The 17357-nt window shown below is 72.3% G+C and carries 18 protein-coding genes and 1 pseudogene; 11 read left to right on the top strand and 8 right to left on the bottom strand.

The window, feature by feature from the left end; translation table 11 throughout:
* Positions 1 to 428: 428 nt before the first annotated feature.
* Positions 429 to 1814 (top strand): serine/threonine-protein kinase, encoded by a 1386-nt coding sequence (locus tag C8E87_RS42315; protein ID WP_166661465.1) that lies wholly within the window; start codon positions 429 to 431, stop codon positions 1812 to 1814.
* 26 nt (positions 1815 to 1840) lie between these two features.
* On the opposite strand, the gene C8E87_RS42310 is transcribed toward C8E87_RS42315, so the two are convergent.
* Complete coding sequence (locus tag C8E87_RS42310) at positions 1841 to 2626, bottom strand: TIGR02452 family protein (protein ID WP_133878932.1); 786 nt, start codon at positions 2624 to 2626, stop codon at positions 1841 to 1843.
* A gap of 9 nt (positions 2627 to 2635) precedes the next feature.
* Here C8E87_RS42310 and C8E87_RS42305 point away from each other — a divergent pair, with 9 nt between their 5' ends.
* On the top strand, positions 2636 to 2995 hold the full coding sequence (locus C8E87_RS42305; RefSeq protein ID WP_133878931.1) for a hypothetical protein: 360 nt from the start codon (positions 2636 to 2638) through the stop codon (positions 2993 to 2995).
* 144 nt (positions 2996 to 3139) lie between these two features.
* Here C8E87_RS42305 and C8E87_RS42300 read toward each other — a convergent pair whose 3' ends face one another.
* The 3 genes from C8E87_RS42300 to C8E87_RS42290 form a co-directional block, all read right to left on the bottom strand.
* Positions 3140 to 4264: a serine/threonine-protein kinase gene (locus C8E87_RS42300; protein WP_133878930.1), complete on the bottom strand. Its 1125-nt coding sequence runs from the start codon at positions 4262 to 4264 to the stop codon at positions 3140 to 3142.
* A gap of 96 nt (positions 4265 to 4360) precedes the next feature.
* The gene (locus tag C8E87_RS44840; protein ID WP_239080193.1) at positions 4361 to 5848 is read right to left on the bottom strand and encodes a hypothetical protein; all 1488 of its coding nucleotides are present in this window, start codon (positions 5846 to 5848) and stop codon (positions 4361 to 4363) included.
* 56 nt (positions 5849 to 5904) lie between these two features.
* Complete coding sequence (locus C8E87_RS42290) at positions 5905 to 6939, bottom strand: NAD-dependent epimerase/dehydratase family protein (RefSeq protein ID WP_239080192.1); 1035 nt, start codon at positions 6937 to 6939, stop codon at positions 5905 to 5907.
* A gap of 218 nt (positions 6940 to 7157) precedes the next feature.
* On the opposite strand from C8E87_RS42290, the pseudogene C8E87_RS42285 reads away from it, so the two are divergent.
* The 7 genes and pseudogenes from C8E87_RS42285 (at position 7158) to C8E87_RS42255 (ending at position 12699) form a co-directional block, all read left to right on the top strand.
* Positions 7158 to 7816: pseudogene (locus C8E87_RS42285) on the top strand (glycosyltransferase family 2 protein).
* Positions 7813 to 8781: a TIGR04282 family arsenosugar biosynthesis glycosyltransferase gene (locus tag C8E87_RS42280; RefSeq protein WP_133878928.1), complete on the top strand. Its 969-nt coding sequence runs from the start codon at positions 7813 to 7815 to the stop codon at positions 8779 to 8781. The pseudogene C8E87_RS42285 and the gene C8E87_RS42280 overlap by 4 nt, the downstream one beginning before the upstream one ends.
* Complete coding sequence (locus C8E87_RS42275; RefSeq protein ID WP_133878927.1) at positions 8778 to 9410, top strand: methyltransferase domain-containing protein; 633 nt, start codon at positions 8778 to 8780, stop codon at positions 9408 to 9410. Before C8E87_RS42280 ends, C8E87_RS42275 begins: the two co-directional genes overlap by 4 nt.
* Complete coding sequence (locus C8E87_RS42270) at positions 9383 to 10588, top strand: molybdopterin-dependent oxidoreductase (RefSeq protein WP_133878926.1); 1206 nt, start codon at positions 9383 to 9385, stop codon at positions 10586 to 10588. Before C8E87_RS42275 ends, C8E87_RS42270 begins: the two co-directional genes overlap by 28 nt.
* The gene (locus tag C8E87_RS42265; RefSeq protein ID WP_166661464.1) at positions 10585 to 10980 is read left to right on the top strand and encodes a hypothetical protein; all 396 of its coding nucleotides are present in this window, start codon (positions 10585 to 10587) and stop codon (positions 10978 to 10980) included. The genes C8E87_RS42270 and C8E87_RS42265 overlap by 4 nt, the downstream gene beginning before the upstream one ends.
* Entirely contained in the window at positions 10973 to 11695 is a 723-nt protein-coding gene (locus C8E87_RS42260) for a response regulator transcription factor (RefSeq protein WP_133879289.1), read from the top strand. The genes C8E87_RS42265 and C8E87_RS42260 overlap by 8 nt, the downstream gene beginning before the upstream one ends.
* A 5-nt stretch (positions 11696 to 11700) precedes the next feature.
* Positions 11701 to 12699, top strand: coding sequence for a sensor histidine kinase (locus C8E87_RS42255; RefSeq protein ID WP_133879288.1), 999 nt, complete (start codon positions 11701 to 11703; stop codon positions 12697 to 12699).
* A 54-nt stretch (positions 12700 to 12753) separates the two neighbouring features.
* Here C8E87_RS42255 and C8E87_RS42250 read toward each other — a convergent pair whose 3' ends face one another.
* Entirely contained in the window at positions 12754 to 13143 is a 390-nt protein-coding gene (locus C8E87_RS42250) for a nuclear transport factor 2 family protein (protein ID WP_133879287.1), read from the bottom strand.
* Positions 13144 to 13223: 80 nt separating this feature from the next.
* Here C8E87_RS42250 and C8E87_RS42245 point away from each other — a divergent pair, with 80 nt between their 5' ends.
* Positions 13224 to 13991: a helix-turn-helix domain-containing protein gene (locus C8E87_RS42245; RefSeq protein ID WP_203720639.1), complete on the top strand. Its 768-nt coding sequence runs from the start codon at positions 13224 to 13226 to the stop codon at positions 13989 to 13991.
* A 111-nt stretch (positions 13992 to 14102) separates the two neighbouring features.
* On the opposite strand, the gene C8E87_RS42240 is transcribed toward C8E87_RS42245, so the two are convergent.
* Complete coding sequence (locus C8E87_RS42240) at positions 14103 to 14600, bottom strand: NUDIX domain-containing protein (protein ID WP_133878924.1); 498 nt, start codon at positions 14598 to 14600, stop codon at positions 14103 to 14105.
* Between the two features lie 498 nt (positions 14601 to 15098).
* On the opposite strand from C8E87_RS42240, the gene C8E87_RS42235 reads away from it, so the two are divergent.
* Positions 15099 to 15965 carry a CE1 family esterase gene (locus C8E87_RS42235; protein WP_166661463.1) on the top strand — a complete coding sequence of 289 codons (867 nt, stop codon included), beginning with the start codon at positions 15099 to 15101 and terminating at the stop codon, positions 15963 to 15965.
* Positions 15966 to 16028: 63 nt separating this feature from the next.
* Here the strand turns inward: C8E87_RS42235 and C8E87_RS42230 are convergent, their stop codons facing one another.
* Both C8E87_RS42230 and C8E87_RS42225 read right to left on the bottom strand, forming a co-directional pair.
* Positions 16029 to 16502, bottom strand: a complete 474-nt coding sequence (locus C8E87_RS42230) for a hypothetical protein (protein ID WP_133878922.1) — start codon at positions 16500 to 16502, stop codon at positions 16029 to 16031.
* A 154-nt stretch (positions 16503 to 16656) separates the two neighbouring features.
* Positions 16657 to 17172, bottom strand: a complete 516-nt coding sequence (locus tag C8E87_RS42225) for a hypothetical protein (protein ID WP_133878921.1) — start codon at positions 17170 to 17172, stop codon at positions 16657 to 16659.
* Positions 17173 to 17357: the final 185 nt, after the last annotated feature.

The raw sequence follows: 17357 nt of genomic DNA, 5'->3' as shown, positions 1-17357 counted from the left end.
CGGGCTGTTCTGGCTTGCTGGGCGTGTGTGGTCTTTCCGCGCGGGCTGTTCTGGCTTGCTGGGCGTGTGTGGTCTTTCCGCGCGGGCTGTTCTGGCTTGCTGGGCGTGTGTGGTCTTTCCGCGCGGGCTGTTCTGGCCCGTTGCGCGCGTGTGGTCTTTCCCTCGCGGGCCGTTCTGCTCCGTTGCGCGTGTGCCGCCTTTCCTGTCCAGGCCTTCCCGCCCCACCCCGGCGGCGCATCGGGTTCACCCGCCGGCGGCGTGGTGGTAGCGCACTGTGATCGTCGGCTCCGCCGGTGTTGCGGAGTGGTATCGGCGTCCGGGTGCGATCGATATCGGCGGTTTTGTTGTCGGACCCTCCGGGTACCCTGGGCGCACGATCATGGTCGGGACGGCGTAGGCGGCGTCGTGCGGCCATCGGGGAGGTCGCAGTGGACAGGCTCGCGGGGCGTTACCGGGTGGGCGAAGTGCTGGGCCACGGCGGCAACGCGACGGTGCGCTACGGGTTCGACACCGTGCTCAAGCGCCCGGTGGCCATCAAGATGTTCGACGGCTCCGCGGCCGAGGTGCTGCGCGAGGCACGCACGGCGGCCGGTCTCAGCCATCCGAACATCGCGCAGGTCTACGACTACGGCGAGATCGTCGAGGGCGACGAGCGCACGCCCTACCTCGTGATGGAGTTCGTCGGCGGCGAGACCCTGGCCGACCGGCTGGCCCGTACGGGCGCTTTGCGGTGGCGCCGCGTGGCCGAGATCGGCGCGCAGACCGCCGGCGCGCTGGCCGCCGCCCACGCGCAGAGCCTGGTCCACCGCGACGTGCACCCGCGCAACATCATGCTCACCCCCGACGGCGTCAAGGTTCTCGATTTCGGCATCGCCGCCGTCGCCGGGCAGCACGGCATCGACGCCGGCGGCGCGCTGTGGGGCAGCCCGGCCTACCTGGCGCCCGAGCAGCTGCGCGGCGAACCGAGTTTCCCCGCAGGTGACGTGTACGCGCTGGGCCTGCTCCTGTTCGAGTCCCTCACCGGTTCGCGGGCCTGGCCGGGCGAGACGATCGGCGCGATCCTGGCCACCCGCCACGGACGCCCGGCCCCGCGCCTGCCCCGCCTCGCCGCCCTCCCGCGCGAGCTGGTCCGGCTCTACGAAGCCTGCACGGCCGACGACCCCACCGGCCGGCCCACCGCGGCCGAGGTCAGCGAAACCCTGCGACGCGTCGGCTACACGGCGCCGCTGAGCCGTCCCGCCACGCCGATCCGCACGGTCCTGTCTCCCCACACCGTCGCCGCCGCGTCACCCGCGACCCGCCGGCGCTCCCGGCGCCGCACCGCGGTTCTGGGGTCGGCCGCCGTCGTCACCGCGATCCTCGGCATCGTCGGTGTCCAGCTGTCCAACGGCACTGTCACGCCCGGTGGACGCGAGGCCGAGGCCGCCGTCGAGGCCCCCCAGCCGCCCGCGTCGCTGTCGCCGTCCACCAGCCCGCCCGCGTCGCCGACCACCTCGGCCCGCCCCCGCCGGCACACCGAGACGACCACCACCACCGTACGGAGAAAGACCGCGCCGCCCACCACGGCTCCGACGACCGTGCCCACCAGCGCGCCCACCACGCAGCCGACCGCCCCGGCCACGAAGCCGGCCCCGCCGAGCAGCCCGCCGCCGACCACCCCGCGGCCGCAGCCCACCACGCCGTCCCCGACCCCGGACGACCCGAAGCCCACCGACCCGAAGCCCACCGAGCCCACCACTCCGGTGACGACACCGCCCACGCAGACCACCCCACCCACCACCGGCGACACCGACACCGACGCGGCTGCGGTCTGACCAGCGGTTGTGGATCGGCGCGCTGATCAGGCCGTGCTCAAGCGCGTGAAGGCGGCGTACGTCGGGGTGTCCCGTTCGCGGTCGAGGACGGCGAAGGTCACCTCCTCGAACCACGGACTCGCCTCCAGCGCCCCGGCGAACGCGTCCACCACCTCAAGCGGGTCGTTGCCGAACACCCCGCATCCCCAGGCCCCCAGCACCAGCCGGCGGTGCCCGTTGCCCGCGGCCACCCGCAACACCCGCCGCGCCCTGCGGGCCAGGATCGCCGGCACCTCGGGCAACCGCTCGGGCTGGTTGCGCGCGATGGCCGCCCGGTTGGGGGCCGCCGCGGTCAGGAAGGAAACCGGGTACGCGTCCGGCAGCAACTCGCCCCGGTCGTCCCGGAACACCGGCACACGCGGCGAATAGATCACACGGTCGCTGTACGTCAGTTCGGGCCGGGCCCGATGCCAGGCATAGAAGTCGCCCGCCGCGAGCAGTGTCGGGTAGAGCGCCGAGCTGCGGGCCACGCTCTCCTCTTGAGCCTTGGCCCCGTTGAGGAACCCGCCACCGGGGTTACGCGCCGAGGCGAACACCAGACACGCGAGGTCATCACCGAGCCGCCGGGTAGCCGCCAACGTCGACTCGTTGCTCACCCGGACCACGGGCGGGCCGTCGACCGGCGGCGGCACAACGATTTCCTCGTCCGGACCGTACAGCCGCGTGCCGGCCACCGACCTGCTCACCTGATCGCCAAGACTCACCCCGGCGTAGCCACCACGTTCCGCGATCTCCACGGTTTCCCTGGCAATGGCCCGCAACCTGCTGCTCACCCCAGCATCATGACGACCCGCCCCGATCACCGCGACCAAGTAACTCAACTCCGCGGCGGCCGACGACACCCGGAGCTCCCGACGCACCCGCTGTCAGCGTCGGCGTCGGCCGAGGGCGGGCTGCTCACGATCGACCTCGGCAACGACCGGGTCGACGAGCACCCGCTCGGGTCGGCGCCGGTCAGCGCGGTGGCGTCCCTGTCGACCGGCCGGCTGGTGGTCGCCGACCGGGAGGGGCCGGTCACCGTGATGGACCCGCCCGTGGCAGGCGGTGACGAGGCCGGGCAGCCGACGCCCGTACGAGGGTTGAGCAGTTCCTCGCCGCGCCGGAGGAACTGCCGGACGGCGCCGACCTCGACGAGGGGCTGATCCGCCACGACGGGGAACGGGCGTGGAGCGCCGGCGACCTCGAGGCGGTGACGGCGGCCGAGGAACCGACCCGACGTGGCTACGTCTGCGGGCGGTGATCAACACGCACCTGCGTCATCCCGCGGACTGACGAAGCCCGGCTCGTCAGGCGTCCGCCGCCGACGCCTGCGACGGGCCGGACGGGGCGGTCGCGGTCATGGCGGGGCGGTGGTGCGTTTCGTCGCCGGGGGCGGAGGTGGTGAGCTGGCCGAGCACGAGACCGATCAACGCGATGATCATGGCCAGGCCGGCCATGGCCACGGCACGCGGGCCGGTGGCGAGCGCGTGGGTGCCGTGCGGGCGGGGGCCGTGCGGGCGGGGGCCGTGAGGGCGGGGGCCGTGCGGGCGGGCGCGGCGCGGTGAGGTGGCGCGCGGGCGGGTGCGAGGCGGCCGAGTGGCGTTCGCGCGGCGGGGCGGACGGAGGGATGCGCCCGGAGGACCGTCGGTGAAAAGGCGAAGCGTCTCGGCCGCCTCCAGAGCGGTGGGGCGTTTCCCGGGCAGCGGTGACACGCAACGTCGGTAGAAGGCGAGGAACGCCGGGGGCAGGCCGAGCGCCTGGGGCAGGGTGGGCACGGGCCGCAGGCGCCGGTTGACGAGCACCTGTTCCGCGGTGGCGCCGCGCCACGGTGACGAACCGGTGAGGCATTCGTGCAGCAGCAGGCCGAGGGCGTACACGTCGGCCGAGGGGCGCACGGGCTCACCGCGCAGTTGTTCCGGGGACAGGTACAGCGGGGTGCCCCAGACCAACCCGTCCGGCCCGGTCGAGCTGGCGCCGGCCGTCGTCGCCACGCCGAAGTCGACCACCTTGGTGCGGGACGGGCCGAGCATGACGTTGCGCGGCTTGATGTCGCGGTGCACGAGGCCGTCGGCGTGCGCGGCGGCCAGCGCGCAGGCGACGTCGGCGGCGATGCGCGCGGCCTCGGCAAGCGGCAGCGGGCCCGTGTCACGCAGGCGGTCGGCGAGCGTGCCGCCCGGAAGGTACTCCATGACCAGGTACGACGCGCCGGCGCCGGTCCGGCCGAAGTCGTACACGCGGGCGATGTTGGGGTGGCTGAGCCGGGCGGCGGCGCGCGCCTCGGAAAGCGCCGGGTTGACGCCCGTACGGGATCCGTCCAGGAACTTGATCGCCACCAGGCGGCGCAGCGTGCGGTCGTAGCCGCGGTGCACGACCGCGGTGCCGCCGTGACCGACAGGAGCGCCGACGCGGTAGCGCCCGGCCTGCAGTGGCATCGAGGAACCTTCCGGAGGACAAATCAGCCACCGAATGGTGTCCCGGTCGTGTTAAGCACATCCCGCAGGGCTATGACGGTTCCATGACAACGGCGGTCACCACGTCGTGAGCAGCAGATGGTTGACGGCGAGCGCGGTGAGCGCCTGGGCCGCGAGCCAGAAACGCCGCTGATCGGCCGGGACGAGGGCCGCGCCGGCCGTCAGCCACCAGGCGAACGGCAGCCAGATCCGTTCCACTTCGGCCTTGCTGTAGCCGGACAGGTCGGCGGCCAGGATCGCAACGGCGGCGCACACCGGCAGCAGCCAGCTCACCTGGTCCGCCCCGGACAGTCGCCATCTCGTGAAGTCAGAACCGGCCGGGGCGCGCCCGGCCGGCCGCCAGTTCATCTGACGCAGGCTGGTTGCCACGCGCGTCCCGCCTCGCGAGTGAGCGCTCACGGGGCGAGGGCCCGGACCGGTGACGTTGATCGCCGCGGGCACGGAACGGCGCAGGATCACGGCGGCGACCGGGCCCGCTGAGACGGCGAGCGCCGCCAGGTTCGCCCACACCCAATACCCGTACGGACGGATCGAGGCGATGCCCTGGTAGTAGCGCTCGATCACCAGGTGGTAGCCGTCGAGCCACCAGAACCCGTACGCGGTGAAAATGACCACCACCGCCGCCGCGCCGGCCGCCGCCCACGCGAGGGGACCCCACCGCCATCCCGCCGCGATCAGCACACCGGCCACCACGACGATCAACAGCACGAGCCCGTACGAGAGGTAGCAGCCGAAGCCGAGCAGCACCCCACCGGCCAGCGCGCTCGTCCGGGCCCCACGGGTCAGGGCATGCGCGAGCAGCGCCACCCCGGTCGCCGTCACCCCGGCGAACAGCCCGTCGGCGGAGACCCCGGCCCACACCGCCCCGGGGAAGAGCACCGCGAACGGCACGGCGGCGCGGGCGGCGTCGTCGGCTCCGAGCAGGCGTACGGTGTGCGGCACGGCAATCGCGGCGAGCGCTCCCACCGCGATGCAGACCATCCCGGCCCAGCCACCGCCGGACAACCCGATCCGGTCCAGCGCCACGAAAGTCAGCAGCGCGCCCGGCGGGTGCCCGGACACATGAGTCGTCCACGAGTCGGCGTTCCCCGCCAGGATCCGCGACGTGAACTCGCGCAGCATGCCCGGGATGTCGGTGACGCCCCCGACCTCGTGCAGGTACTCCGGCCGGGTGGCGAGCCGCCCCGCGACCCCCCGCGACCATCCGTCCACCAGCGCCAGCGTCAAGGACCAGACCACCGCGACCCCGTACGCCGCGAGGGTGAGCCGCCGCCAGGAAAGCCGCGCGGCCAGGGCCGGTCCACGCCACCACACGAGCACCGCGATGACGACGGCGGCGGGCGTTCCCAGGCCGGCATGCGGGCGCCAGTGCGCGAACAGGGGCGCGGCGCTCGCCTGCACCGGGTGCCCGTTCAGGTAGAGCACAGCGCCGGTGACCGAGGCCGCGACGACCAGCGCGAAAGCCGTCGCGGCGGCCGCCAGGTCGGGCCGGGACACCCGGCCGGCCGCATGGGTGTCGGCGCGTGCGCGGAGCAGGCTGGTCATCCGGCTTGTGATCTGGTTTGTCATCCGCGCGGCGGGGCGGGTGGGCTCCCGGCTTGTCATCCGCGCAGTGGGGCGTGGGCGAAGTCGGCCACCCCGTCGGCGAGACCGATCGTGGCGCGGAACCCGAGTTCGGCCTCGGCCCGCGCCGCCGAGGCCACCACGTGCCGGACGTCCCCGAGCCGGAACTCTCCGGTGACCACCGGGGCCGGTCCGCCCGCGGCCCGGCTCAGCTCGGCCGCCATCTCGCCGATCGTCGCCGGGCGCCCCGAGGCGACGTTGTAGGCGCGCCACCCGCTGCCGTGCCCGGTGGCTGTCAGGGCGGCCAGGTTCGCCGCCGCCACGTCGTGCACGTGCACGAAGTCGCGACGCTGACCGCCGTCCTCGAAAACGCGCGGCGCCCGCCCACCGGCCAGGGCCGACCGGAAGATCGCGGCGACCCCGCTGTACGGGGTGTCGCGCGGCATGCCGGGCCCGTACACGTTGTGGTAGCGCAGGGCCAACACCGAACCCCCGGTCTGCCGGGCCCAGGCGGCGCTCAGGTGTTCCTGGGCCACTTTGGTGGCGGCGTAGACGCTGCGCGGGTCGAGAGCGGAGTCCTCGTCGATCAGTCCCGGGGTGAGCGGAGCCGCACAGACCGGGCAGCAGGCCTCGAACCGTCCGGCGGCCAGGTCCGCCTCGGAGCGGGGAGCGGGCCGGACGTCGCCGTGCCGGCCGCAGGTGTACCGGCCCTCGCCGTAGACGACCATGGAACTGGCCAGCACCAGCCGCGACACCCCGGCGCGAGCCATCCCGGCCAGCAGCACCGCGGTGCCCAGGTCGTTGCAGCCGACGTACTCGGGCAGGTCGTCAAGGTCGACACCGAGCCCGACCATGGCCGCCTGGTGCACGACCGCGTCCACACCGGACAGAAGTTCGGCCACCCCCGTACGGTCGCGCAGGTCGACCCGGCGCACGGCCGGGGGCAGGGGAGTGCGGTGGGCGGCCGGGTGGCCCACGTCGGCCACGGTCACCTCCAGGCCGGCTTCGCGCAGGACACGGACGACGTGGGATCCGATGAAACCGGCGCCGCCGGTCACGAGAACATGGGTCACGGCGCCGACGCTAGGGCGCACCCGCGGCGCCCGGCAGGGGTTCGGGCGGGCCGTCAGCGGATCGTAAGGAACGCCCCGCCGCGTCATCGTGCGGTTGGGTCCCGTCGCCGCCGCGTCGTCGTCCGGTTAGGTCTCGTCGCCGCCGCGTCATCGTTCGGTAAGGTCTCGTCACCGCCGCGTAAGACCTGAAAGCCCTGGTCATGGCTAGCGTCCGGGACATGACCGACGTGGTTCTGCCCTGCCGCAACGAGGCCCCGGCCCTGCCCGCCCTGCTGACCCGCATGCCGCCCGGCTACCGGGCGATCGTCGTGGACAACGGTTCCACCGACGGCACGGCCGGGGTCGCCCGGGAGCACGGCGCCGCGGTCGTCACCGTGACCGAACCCGGGTACGGCGCCGCCGTGCACGCCGGGGTGACCGCCGCCGACCCGGCCGACGGCGTCGTCTGCGTGATGGACGCCGACGGCTCGTTCGACCCCGGGCAGCTGCCCCTGCTGGCCGACCCGGTCCGCTCCGGACGAGCCGATCTCGCGACGGCCCGCCGACGGCCGGTCGCGCGGGGGTCTGGCCGCTGCACGCGCGGGCCGGGAACGTGGTGCTGGCCCGGCGCGTGCGACACCGTACGGGATTGCGCCTGCACGACATCGGGCCGATGCGGGCCGTACACCGGGAAGCCCTGCTCGGCCTGGGTCTGCGCGACCGGCGTTTCGGCTACCCGCTGGAGTTGCTGCTCGCCGCCGGGCAGGCCGGGTGGCGTGTGACCGAGGTGGACGTCGACTACCACCCGCGGGCGGCCGGCACCCGCTCCAAGGTCTCCGGCTCGGTTCTCGGGACCGTTCGCGCCGTCCGCGACATGAGCGCGGTGCTGGCCCGATGAGCGGACAAGTGATCGTGCTGGCCAAGGCCCCGGTGGCGGGCCTGGTCAAGACCCGGCTCTGCCCACCCTGCACCCCGGCCCAGGCAGCCCTGATCGCGGCGGCGGCCCTGGCAGACACCCTCGCGGTCGTCTCCGCAACCGGCGTGACCCGGCGCGTCCTGGCCGTGGCCGGCGCCTACCCGTGCCCACCCGGCTGGGTGTCGATCCCCCAGCGTGGCAACACACTCGGCGAGCGGCTGGCCTCTGCGTTCGCAGACACCGCCGCGCTCGCTGCAACAACCCCCTCTGCCTCTGCCTCCTTCACCACTGCCTCCGCCCCCACCTCTTCTTCCTCCTCACGCAAATCGGATTTGTCGGATAGTTCAACCAGGAGAGGTGGAGCTCAGCCGGTTGTGCTCGTCGGCATGGACACGCCGCAACTGACCGCCGCCCATTTGCGAAGCGCGCTCGACCCGCTCATCGCCACCGATGGTCCCGATGCCACGCTGGGCCTGGCCGAGGACGGCGGCTGGTGGACGCTCGGCCTGCGCGACCCGCGGCATGCCGAGATCCTGGCCGGAATCGCCACGTCCACTCCGAGCACCGGCGCGGACACTCGAGCCGCCCTCGAACGGCGTGGCCTGGCCGTGCACTTGCTGGCCAACCTGCGCGACGTCGACACCGCAGCCGACGCTCACCACGTCGCCGCGCTGTGCCCGCCGGGCAGCCGCTTCGCCGAAGCCGTCGCCCACCACATCCCGGCGGCGGCTCCCCACACTTCGGTCCATCACATGCCGGGGGCGGCTCCCCACACGCCGGCTTCGGTCCCTCCCATCGCGGGGGCGGCTTCCCACACGCAAGCTTCGGACCGGCATGTGCCGGGTGCGGTTGACCGCGTGCGGGCCCTTGACCAGCCCGGACCCGGCCCGGATCGTCTCGTGGCGGATCCGGGCAGTCCCGCGCACACCTCGGTGGCGGCCCGGTGAGCGGCGCAGCCCTGTTCGATGCGGCCTTCCGGCGAGCTGCGACCGGACGGCCGGCGTCGTTCGCCGTTCGTAGCCCGCTTGGTGAGCTGCATCCCTTCGACCCGGCTGACTGGTGCCGGGACGAGTTGCCGGGGGACGCCGCGCTGCTCGACCGCTGCACCGGCCCGGCCCTCGACGTCGGCTGCGGGCCCGGCCGGTTGGTGGGGGCGCTCGCCGCGGCGGGACGGCCGGCGCTCGGCATCGACGTGAGCGAGCAGGCCGTACGCCTGACCCGGAGGCGGGGCGCGGCGGCCCTGCGACGGGACGTGTTCGGGCCGGTGCCGGGCGCCGGCCGGTGGCATCACGTGCTGCTGGCCGACGGCAACGTGGGCATCGGCGGTGATCCGCCGCGGCTGTTGCGCCGCTGCCGGCAGCTGCTCGCCCCGGCCGGACGGGTTCACGCCGAGGTCGGGCCGCCCGGCAGCGCCAGCTGGGCGGGCACCGCCCGGGTCCACGGCAGCGGGGCCGAACTGGCCTGGGCTGCCGTCTCCGCCGATGACCTGAGGCGCCCGGCCGCGGAGGCGGGGCTGCGCGTCCTCGACGTACGAACGGAGGCGGGACGATGGTTCGCGACCCTCGCGGCGCGGTGAGGCGGGCCGCCCGGTGGTGGTTCGCGCCGCTGCCGCCACCACCCGAGCGGTTGCGCCGTGGACCGCTGCGGCCCGCCGCCTTCCCCTCGCCGTTGCGGTCGGCCCGGCTCACCAGCCTGCTCGGGATCGCGCTGGGCGTGGCGTTCGCCGTCTGCTTCGCAACCGGGCTGCTCAGCCACCTGATCCAGCACCCGCCGGGCTGGTTCAGCTGGCCGGCCCGGCCGGTCGGGCTCTATCGGGTCACCCAGGGCGTGCACGTGGCGACCGGGCTGGTCTGCGTTCCCCTGCTGGGCGTGAAGCTGTGGTCGGTCTATCCGCGGCTGTTCGCCTGGCCGCCGGTGCGTTCACTCGCCCACGCCGCCGAACGCGCCGGTGTCGCCCTGCTCGTCGCGGCGGCGCTGTTCCAGGTGGTCAGCGGCGTCCTCAACGTCGCGCACTGGTACACCCCGATGCCGTTCTTCTTCACCACCGGCCATTACCGGGTCGCCTGGCTCGTGGCCGGCGCCCTGCTCCTGCACATCGGCGTGCAACTGCCGGTGGTGCGGGAGGCGCTGCGGCGAACCCGACGACTCCCTGATGCGGGACGCCGCCGGCTTCTCACAGCGGTGGGGGCGGCGGCAGGACTGATCACCTTGACCACCGTCGGGCAGACGTTGCGCCCGCTCGAGTCGCTTGCGGTTCTCGCGCCCCGCCGGCCGTCGCGCGGTCCGCAGGGTTTGCCGGTCAACAAGACGGCCGCCGCGGCGGGCACGACGACGGTCAGCGCCGCGACGTACCGGCTGTCTTTGACCGGCCCGGGCGGCACGATCGAGCTCGACCTGAACGCCCTGAACGCCCTGCCGCAGCACACCGTCGACCTGCCGATCACCTGCGTGGAGGGGTGGAGCGCGGGCGCCACGTGGACGGGGGTGCGGCTGTCCGACCTGGTCGAGCGGGCCGGCGCCGACCCGGGCCGCGCCACCGTGCTGGTCGAGTCGCTGGAGGCGGGCGGGCGTTACCGCAGTTCGACGGTGGACGCCGCGCACACCAGCGACCCGTTGACGCTGATCGCGTTGCGGCTCAACGGGCAGGTGCTGGATCCCGACCACGGCTTCCCGGCCCGCCTGATCGCGCCGAACCGCCCGGGGGTGCTGCAGACCAAATGGGTCGGGCGATTGACCGTACGGGGGGAAGAATGATCGGGCTGCGGCGGGCGCTGATCGTGTCCGGGGTGCTTGTGACCGCGTACGGGATCTGGGGTGTTCTGCCGGACCCGGGGGTGCTGCTCTTCCTGGCCGCGATGGTGGTGGCCCACGACCTGGTGTGGATGCCGGTCGTGCTGCTGACCGGCGCGGTGCTGCGGCGCCCGATCGCCCGGACGGCCGCGCTGGTGGCCGCGTCGGTGCTGGTCGTGGGGTTGCCGCTGGTGGTGGCGCGACGACCGGCCGGCAACCCGTCGGTGCTGCCGCTCGACTACGGCCGCAACCTGCTCGCTGTGCTGGCCGGGATCATCGTGGCGGGAGCGCTGACCGCCGGACTCGGCCGAATCCGTAAGCGAACGGAAAGACCTGCCGGCCGTGACGATCGGTAGCGTGTATCCGGTGGAACATCAGGTGCTGGTCGTCGACGACGACCCGACCGTCAGCGACGTCGTGCGCCGCTACCTGGAACAGTCCGGCTGCCGGGTGCGGCTGGCCGCCGACGGGTCCGCTGCCCTCGCCGCGGTGGCCGCCGAACGTCCCGACCTCGTCGTGCTCGACGTCATGATGCCGGGCCTCGACGGTCTGGAGGTCTGCCGCCGCCTGCGCCGCGACGTGCCCGACCTGCCGGTGGTGATGCTGACCGCGCTGGGGGAGGAGGCCGACCGGGTCCTCGGCCTCGAGATCGGCGCCGACGACTACGTCACCAAGCCGTTCTCGCCGCGTGAGCTCGTGCTGCGCATCCGGTCGGTGCTGCGCCGCGCCGGGGCAGTGGCCCCGGACCCGGCGGTGGCCGCCCAGCTCACCGACGGCGACCTGATCGCCGACACCGCCCGCCGCGTCGCGTCGCTGCGGGGTGAGGCCCTGCCGCTCACCGTCCGCGAGTTCGACCTGCTGGAGTTCCTGCTGCGCAACCCGGGACGGGCCTGGTCGCGTACGGACCTGCTGAAACGGGTGTGGGGCTGGCAGATCGGCGATCACTCGACGGTCACCGTGCACGTGCGCCGGCTGCGCGAGAAGGTCGAAGACGACCCGGCGAGCCCGCGGCGCATCCGCACGGTGTGGGGCATCGGTTACCGGTACGAGCCGGAGGACCCGGCCCGGTGAGCGACATGCTGCTGATCGGCCTGTACGCCCTCGCGGCCGGTGGCGCGGTCGCGGTCGCCGGGGCGGGCGCCCTGCGTCTGCTGCGGGACCGCTCGATCCTCGTGCACGTCGTGGTGCTGCTGGCGATCACCGTTGCCGCCGTTGCCGCCGGGGTGGCAGCGGTCGCGCAAGCGATGTTCCTGTCGGCTCACGACCTGCGGGTGGTGCTGGTGACCGTGAGCGCCTCGGTCGCGGTCAGCCTCGCGGTCGGGGTGACGTTCGGCCGGCGGCTGGCCGCCTCGGCGGTGTGGGCGCAGGAGGCCCGCGAACGCGAACGGCGGCTCGAGGCGGGCCGCCGTGACCTGGTGGCGTGGGTGTCGCACGACCTGCGAACGCCGCTGGCCGGCCTGCGGGCGATGGCCGAGGCCCTGGAGGACGGCGTGGTCCGCGACCTGGCGACGGTCACCGAGTACCACCGGCGGATCCGGGTCGGCACCGATCAGCTGACCCGGCTCGTCGACGACCTGTTCGAGCTCTCCCGGATCAACGCGGGCGCGCTGCGCCTGGCGCCGACAAACGTGCCGCTGCGCGAGGTCGTGTCGGACGCGCTGGCCGGGGTGGCGCCGCTCGCGGCCGGCCGGCGGATCACGCTGCGGGCGGCGGAGAGCGGCTGGCCGAGGGTGCGGGCGGGCGAACGGGAACTGGCCCGGGTGGTGAGCAACCTGCTGATCAACGCGGTGCGCTACACCCCCGAGGACGGCACGGTGCAGGTCGAAGCGGGCCGCGAGGACGGCGACGTGTGGCTGGCGGTCTCCGACACCTGCGGCGGCATCCCCGACGACGACCTGCACCGGGTCTTCGACGTCGCCTTCCGCGGCGAACGCGCCCGCACCCCCGAGAGCGGCGCCGGCGGCGGGCTGGGCCTGGCCATCGTGCGTGGCCTGGTCGAGGCCCACGGCGGCCGGGTGCGGGTGGGCAACACGGGCGCGGGGTGCCGCTTCGAGGTCCGCCTGCCCGCCGCCTGAGACGGGCTACGCGTCACCGCCGTTCATCCGCATCGCAAAGTGGTCAACACCTGGTCAGCGCTGTGCGGGTTCCCACCACACCAGATTGGCGGCCACCTGGGCCACCGGCTCTATGATCTCCCACGCCTCGGCGATCAGCCCGTCGTCGATCCGCCAGATGTCGACGACGGCAATCTCCGGTCCGGCGTCGGGAAGTGAGCGCCGCGAGTACATCATGACGTGGTCGCCGTCGGCCAGGACCTGATGAATCTCGACCTGCATGCCGGCGAGTGGTACCAACGCAGCACGGACGGCAGCAAGCCATTCGACCTTGGTGGACGTGGTGGTACCCGGCCTGCGGTGTACGAAATCATCACTCAGGAACGGTGCGAGCGCATCAACGTCACCCGTCTCGATCAGCCCTGCCAGCGCCCGTTGGACGACGTTCTTGTTCTCCGTGGTCATGGATGCAGTGTTTCCGCGGCCGCGTCGATTGTCGATGAACTCGGACTTCATGGCGTGCGCCTCAACGATGAGTACGCTTCGTGATCGTGTATACGGTCGGGGAACTCTTGCGGCAGTGGCGGCAGCGCCGGGGACTCAGCCAACTGGATCTCGCGATCGCGGCGGACGTCTCGGCGCGTCACGTCAGCCTGGTCGAGACCGGCAGATCGAAGCCGAGCGCCGGCATGATCCTCCGACTCGCCGATCAGCTCCACGTGCCGCTTCGTGATCGCAACCGGCTCTTGCTCGCCGGGGGCTTTGCGCCTCGGTACGCCGAGCGCCCGCTGGGCGACAATGCGCTGGCGGCAGTCCACGACGTGATCCACAGGGTCCTTCGCGCCCATGAGCCCTATCCGGCGGTGGTCTTCGACCGCCGGTGGAACATCGTGATGACCAATCGCGCTGTCGACCCGTTCTTCGCGCAGGTGGCACCCGAACTGCTGCGGCCGCCGGTCAACCTGATCCGGCTGGGCCTGGATCCGCGCGGGTTCGCTCGCATGGTTGTCAACCTGGCCGACGTACGCGCGGTGTTCCGCTCCCGGATCTCACGCCAGCTCGCCGCTGCCCCCGACCCAGGACTCACGGCACTCTACGAAGAACTGTTGACGCCCGAACCGGAGAATGCGTCGAGCCAACTGATCGAACCGGACGTCGTGATACCGATGATCCTTCGCGTCGGCGGACGAGAGCTGCGGTTGTTCTCCACCATCACCACCTTCGGCACCCCGATGGACATCACGCTCGACGAGATAGCGATCGAGTCCTACTACCCGGCAGATACGGAAAGCGCCGCCTTCTTCACGGATTAGCGCACCCCGGTCGACCGAGCGTTGAGTTCGCCCTGTCTTCGGAAACGACCGGCGGTCCGTCGCCGTGGCGTTGCATCGGCTCCTCGATGTTCGATCGTCGGTTCCCGACCGCTAAGGGCTGATCCCCTGCACCCGGCGGCCGTCCTCCAGATAGAGCACCCGCTTGGTCTTCCAAGCGGCGCGTACCCGACGCCGGACGGGTCCGCTCAGCAAAGGCAGCGCCTCGTCGATCGGCAGGATCCGGCTCTCGGCAATCTCGACCGGCTGGACGACCACGGCAGCCAAGACGGCGTCGTCGAGGACGCCGCAATCGAAAAGGAAGCGCATACCACCTGGACGACCAGGCCGTGGCCGGAGAAAGTCAACGCACTTGAGGCGCCCCGTGGTGACGTCGAGGCCGCTTTCTTCCCTGGTTTCGCGGCGACATGCCTCCCAGGGGGACTCGCCGATCTCGACAACCCCGCCCGGGATCGTCCAACCGCCCTTGTACGTCGGCTTCAGGATGAGCAATCGCCCCTTGCGGCCACGTACCAGAGCGCCGGCCGAGGCCGGGATGGTCGGGAGTGTGAACGACAGCTCGGGTAGCTCACCGGAGTTGACGTCGCTCATGGAGACCATGCTAGATCCGGCGCGACCGATCGTCCGGATCTGCGGCGAGGAGTGAAGCGGATGGTGGTAGCGGAGCCGTCTCGGCGTCCTCGGCAGGCAGCCGGTCGGCGTATGGGTGGGGCCAGCTCGCGGCGAATCGCAGGGCTCGTGGGGTCGTCGGCGGCCGCTCGCTTCGCGGCCGCAGGGCGGCAACGGACGATGTTTCGGAGTCGACTTTACGGTGGCCGAACCCGCGCATGACACTCCTCTGATGATCTCCCGCGAGCATCGAGCACGAGGGAAGAGGTAGCAAGCATGACGAGGCTGCACCAAGCGAGACACATCAGTCCCTTTGCGGTAATTGTGTCGCTCGCTTCAGGGATGCTCTTGGCCGAGGACGGCGGGTCGGCGCAGCCCGCGAGAGGTCGCAAGGGCCCATACAGGTCTCGAGAACCTCGCGTCCCGAAGGGCCGGGTGAATAGTGGCGGTTGGCGTCATATCCGCCGTTCAACTGCGGTCGTGACGCTTTTCGCCGTGTCTCTCGCCCTCGCCGGATGCGGCCTTGCACGGCCGAGCTCGACGCATGCCGCAGGTACCGAGGTGCGCGCGATCGACGTTGGCGGGGTGGACCGGGAATTCCGTGTTCACATTCCGCGCAAACGCGCCCGCGAGTCGGATCTGGTCGTGGTGATACACGGCGGTTTCGGCTCGGCCGAGCAAGCCGAGGCTGCCTATGGCTGGAATGAGGTCGCCGAATCGGAGGGTCTGATCGTCGCCTATCCCAGCGGGAAGGGGGTCGCGTGGAATGCGGGCACCTGCTGCGGGCGAGCGGCGCACAACGACGTCGATGACGTCGGCTTTGTGGCGGCGATGGTGGCCGAGCTCCAGGAGGAGTACGGAGTGAGCCCGGATCGTACCTTCGCGACGGGCATGTCGAACGGTGCGATGATGACGTACCGGCTGGCCTGCGAGACGGACCTGTTCGCCGCGATCGCCCCGGTGGCCGGGACGATAGTCACCGGCTGCGCGGACCCGTCGCCCACCTCGGTCCTGCACATTCACGGGCGAGACGACGAGCGCGTGCGCTATGACGGGGAGGTGGGGTCCGGCGCGACCCGGGTGGACGGGCTGGCGGTCGAAGAGGACGTCGCGCTTTGGCGTGCGGTCGACGCATGCCCGGAGCCGCAAGTCACGGCCAAGCCCCCGCTCACAACGACGACCGCGAACTGCCCCGAAGGGCGAACGGTATCGCTCATTGCGATCGACGGCGCCGGACACCAATGGCCCGGGGCCTCGACCAATGGTCTGTCGGGTCCCGACCCCGCTTCCACGGCACTTGACGCCACTGCGGTCATCTGGAAGTTCTTCGACGGCTGGAAAGGCTGAGCGCCGGCCGGCCGATGGACCTGGCTGATCCTGACAGCGCCGACGCGGAGCCGTCCCGACGTGCTAGGTGTCGTATTCGCCGTTCCATGGCTCGTGGAACCCAAGTCGCTGTGGGTAGAGCTCGGCCCACGGTCCGCCGTGGCCCTCGCCTGGATCGTCGGTCGTCTCATCGACGAGGCCGAAGACGACGTTGTCGAAGTCGACCCGGAAGGGCCGGACGGCGATATCGCAGTTCGTGACCGCCTCGAGACCGGCCATCCAGTCCGACAGGACCTGCTCAGCGGCCTCTACGGCTGCCGGGCTGTCGCCCCTGACGCCGGTGCACCGGAGGTACGAGCCGGCGTGGTGCCCGCCTTCGTCGAAGAGATGAAGCACCGCGTAGATCCGCTGCTGGTTCCGCCAGTCGGGACCTGGCCTGACGCCTTCCTGATAGGCGCCGGTGATGTCAGCGAAGAACTGTCCGCCCGCATGCCGTCCGATGCGGCCGGTGCGGTAGCCGGGTTCGTACTTGATCGGGATGACGTCTGGGAGTCGCACAGCGCGGATCGTAGCCAGCGTCGACCCGGTAGCGCGCGGCGTCTGCTTGTCGATCGCCGCCTCGGAGGCGAGCCGTTCGTGGTTCTCGCCGACGCTGACCAGTAGCCGGACGGCGACCTCGGCGCCGACACCGTTGGCGGCCGGCAGGCCTCTGTCAGTCGTCGAGTGCCGCGCGCAGCGCCTTCTCCGCGGCGGCGAGTGCGCTCTCGGCCTGCGGGCGATACTGCTCCACCAGCGACTTCGCCGTGCCGGCGCCGAAACTGTTTGCCGTGTTCGTCATCAGGGTCCGCCCGAAATCGGCGACCTCGGCCAGGTCCTTCGCGGCCGGTTGGGCCGCGGCCGGGAACGGGATGGCCCGGATCGCCGCGCCGTAGTCGGCGAAGGCGTCACCGGCTCGGTTGGCCTCGACGGTGACGGCGGCGAAGGACGGGTCGGCGAAGCCGTCCGCTGCCTGGGCCAGACTGTCGTCCAGGGCCCGCGCCGCCGGGGTGTATGCCTTGTGAAACGCCGCGGCGGCCCGCTCGAACCGCGCCGCCGGACCGTCGTCGCGGCCGGCCAGCACCGCCGCGGCGCCACCGACCAGGACCAGCGCCAACCCCGCGATCAGGAGCAGGATCAGCCGACGCCGGGATCGCGGCCGTGCCCCGGGAGTGGATTCCACTGCGGACATCGTTCCTCCGAACTTTGTTGAGCTGCGCGGACCGTACGGGCCAGCGTTTGCCGAATTCGTCGAACAGCCGCAATCGGGTGCACAGGTTCGACACACGTGCCCCGCCGGATGGATCTGGCTCCCGGCCCGATCGTCCGGGTGATATCGGGCGTGGTCCATGCCGCACCGGTGCGGCATGGACCACG

The organism is Paractinoplanes brasiliensis, assembly GCF_004362215.1.
GTDB lineage: Bacteria > Actinomycetota > Actinomycetes > Mycobacteriales > Micromonosporaceae > Actinoplanes > Actinoplanes brasiliensis.
The sequence above is the reverse complement of the archived record's forward strand: the minus strand, read 5'-3'. Positions and strand labels throughout refer to the sequence as shown.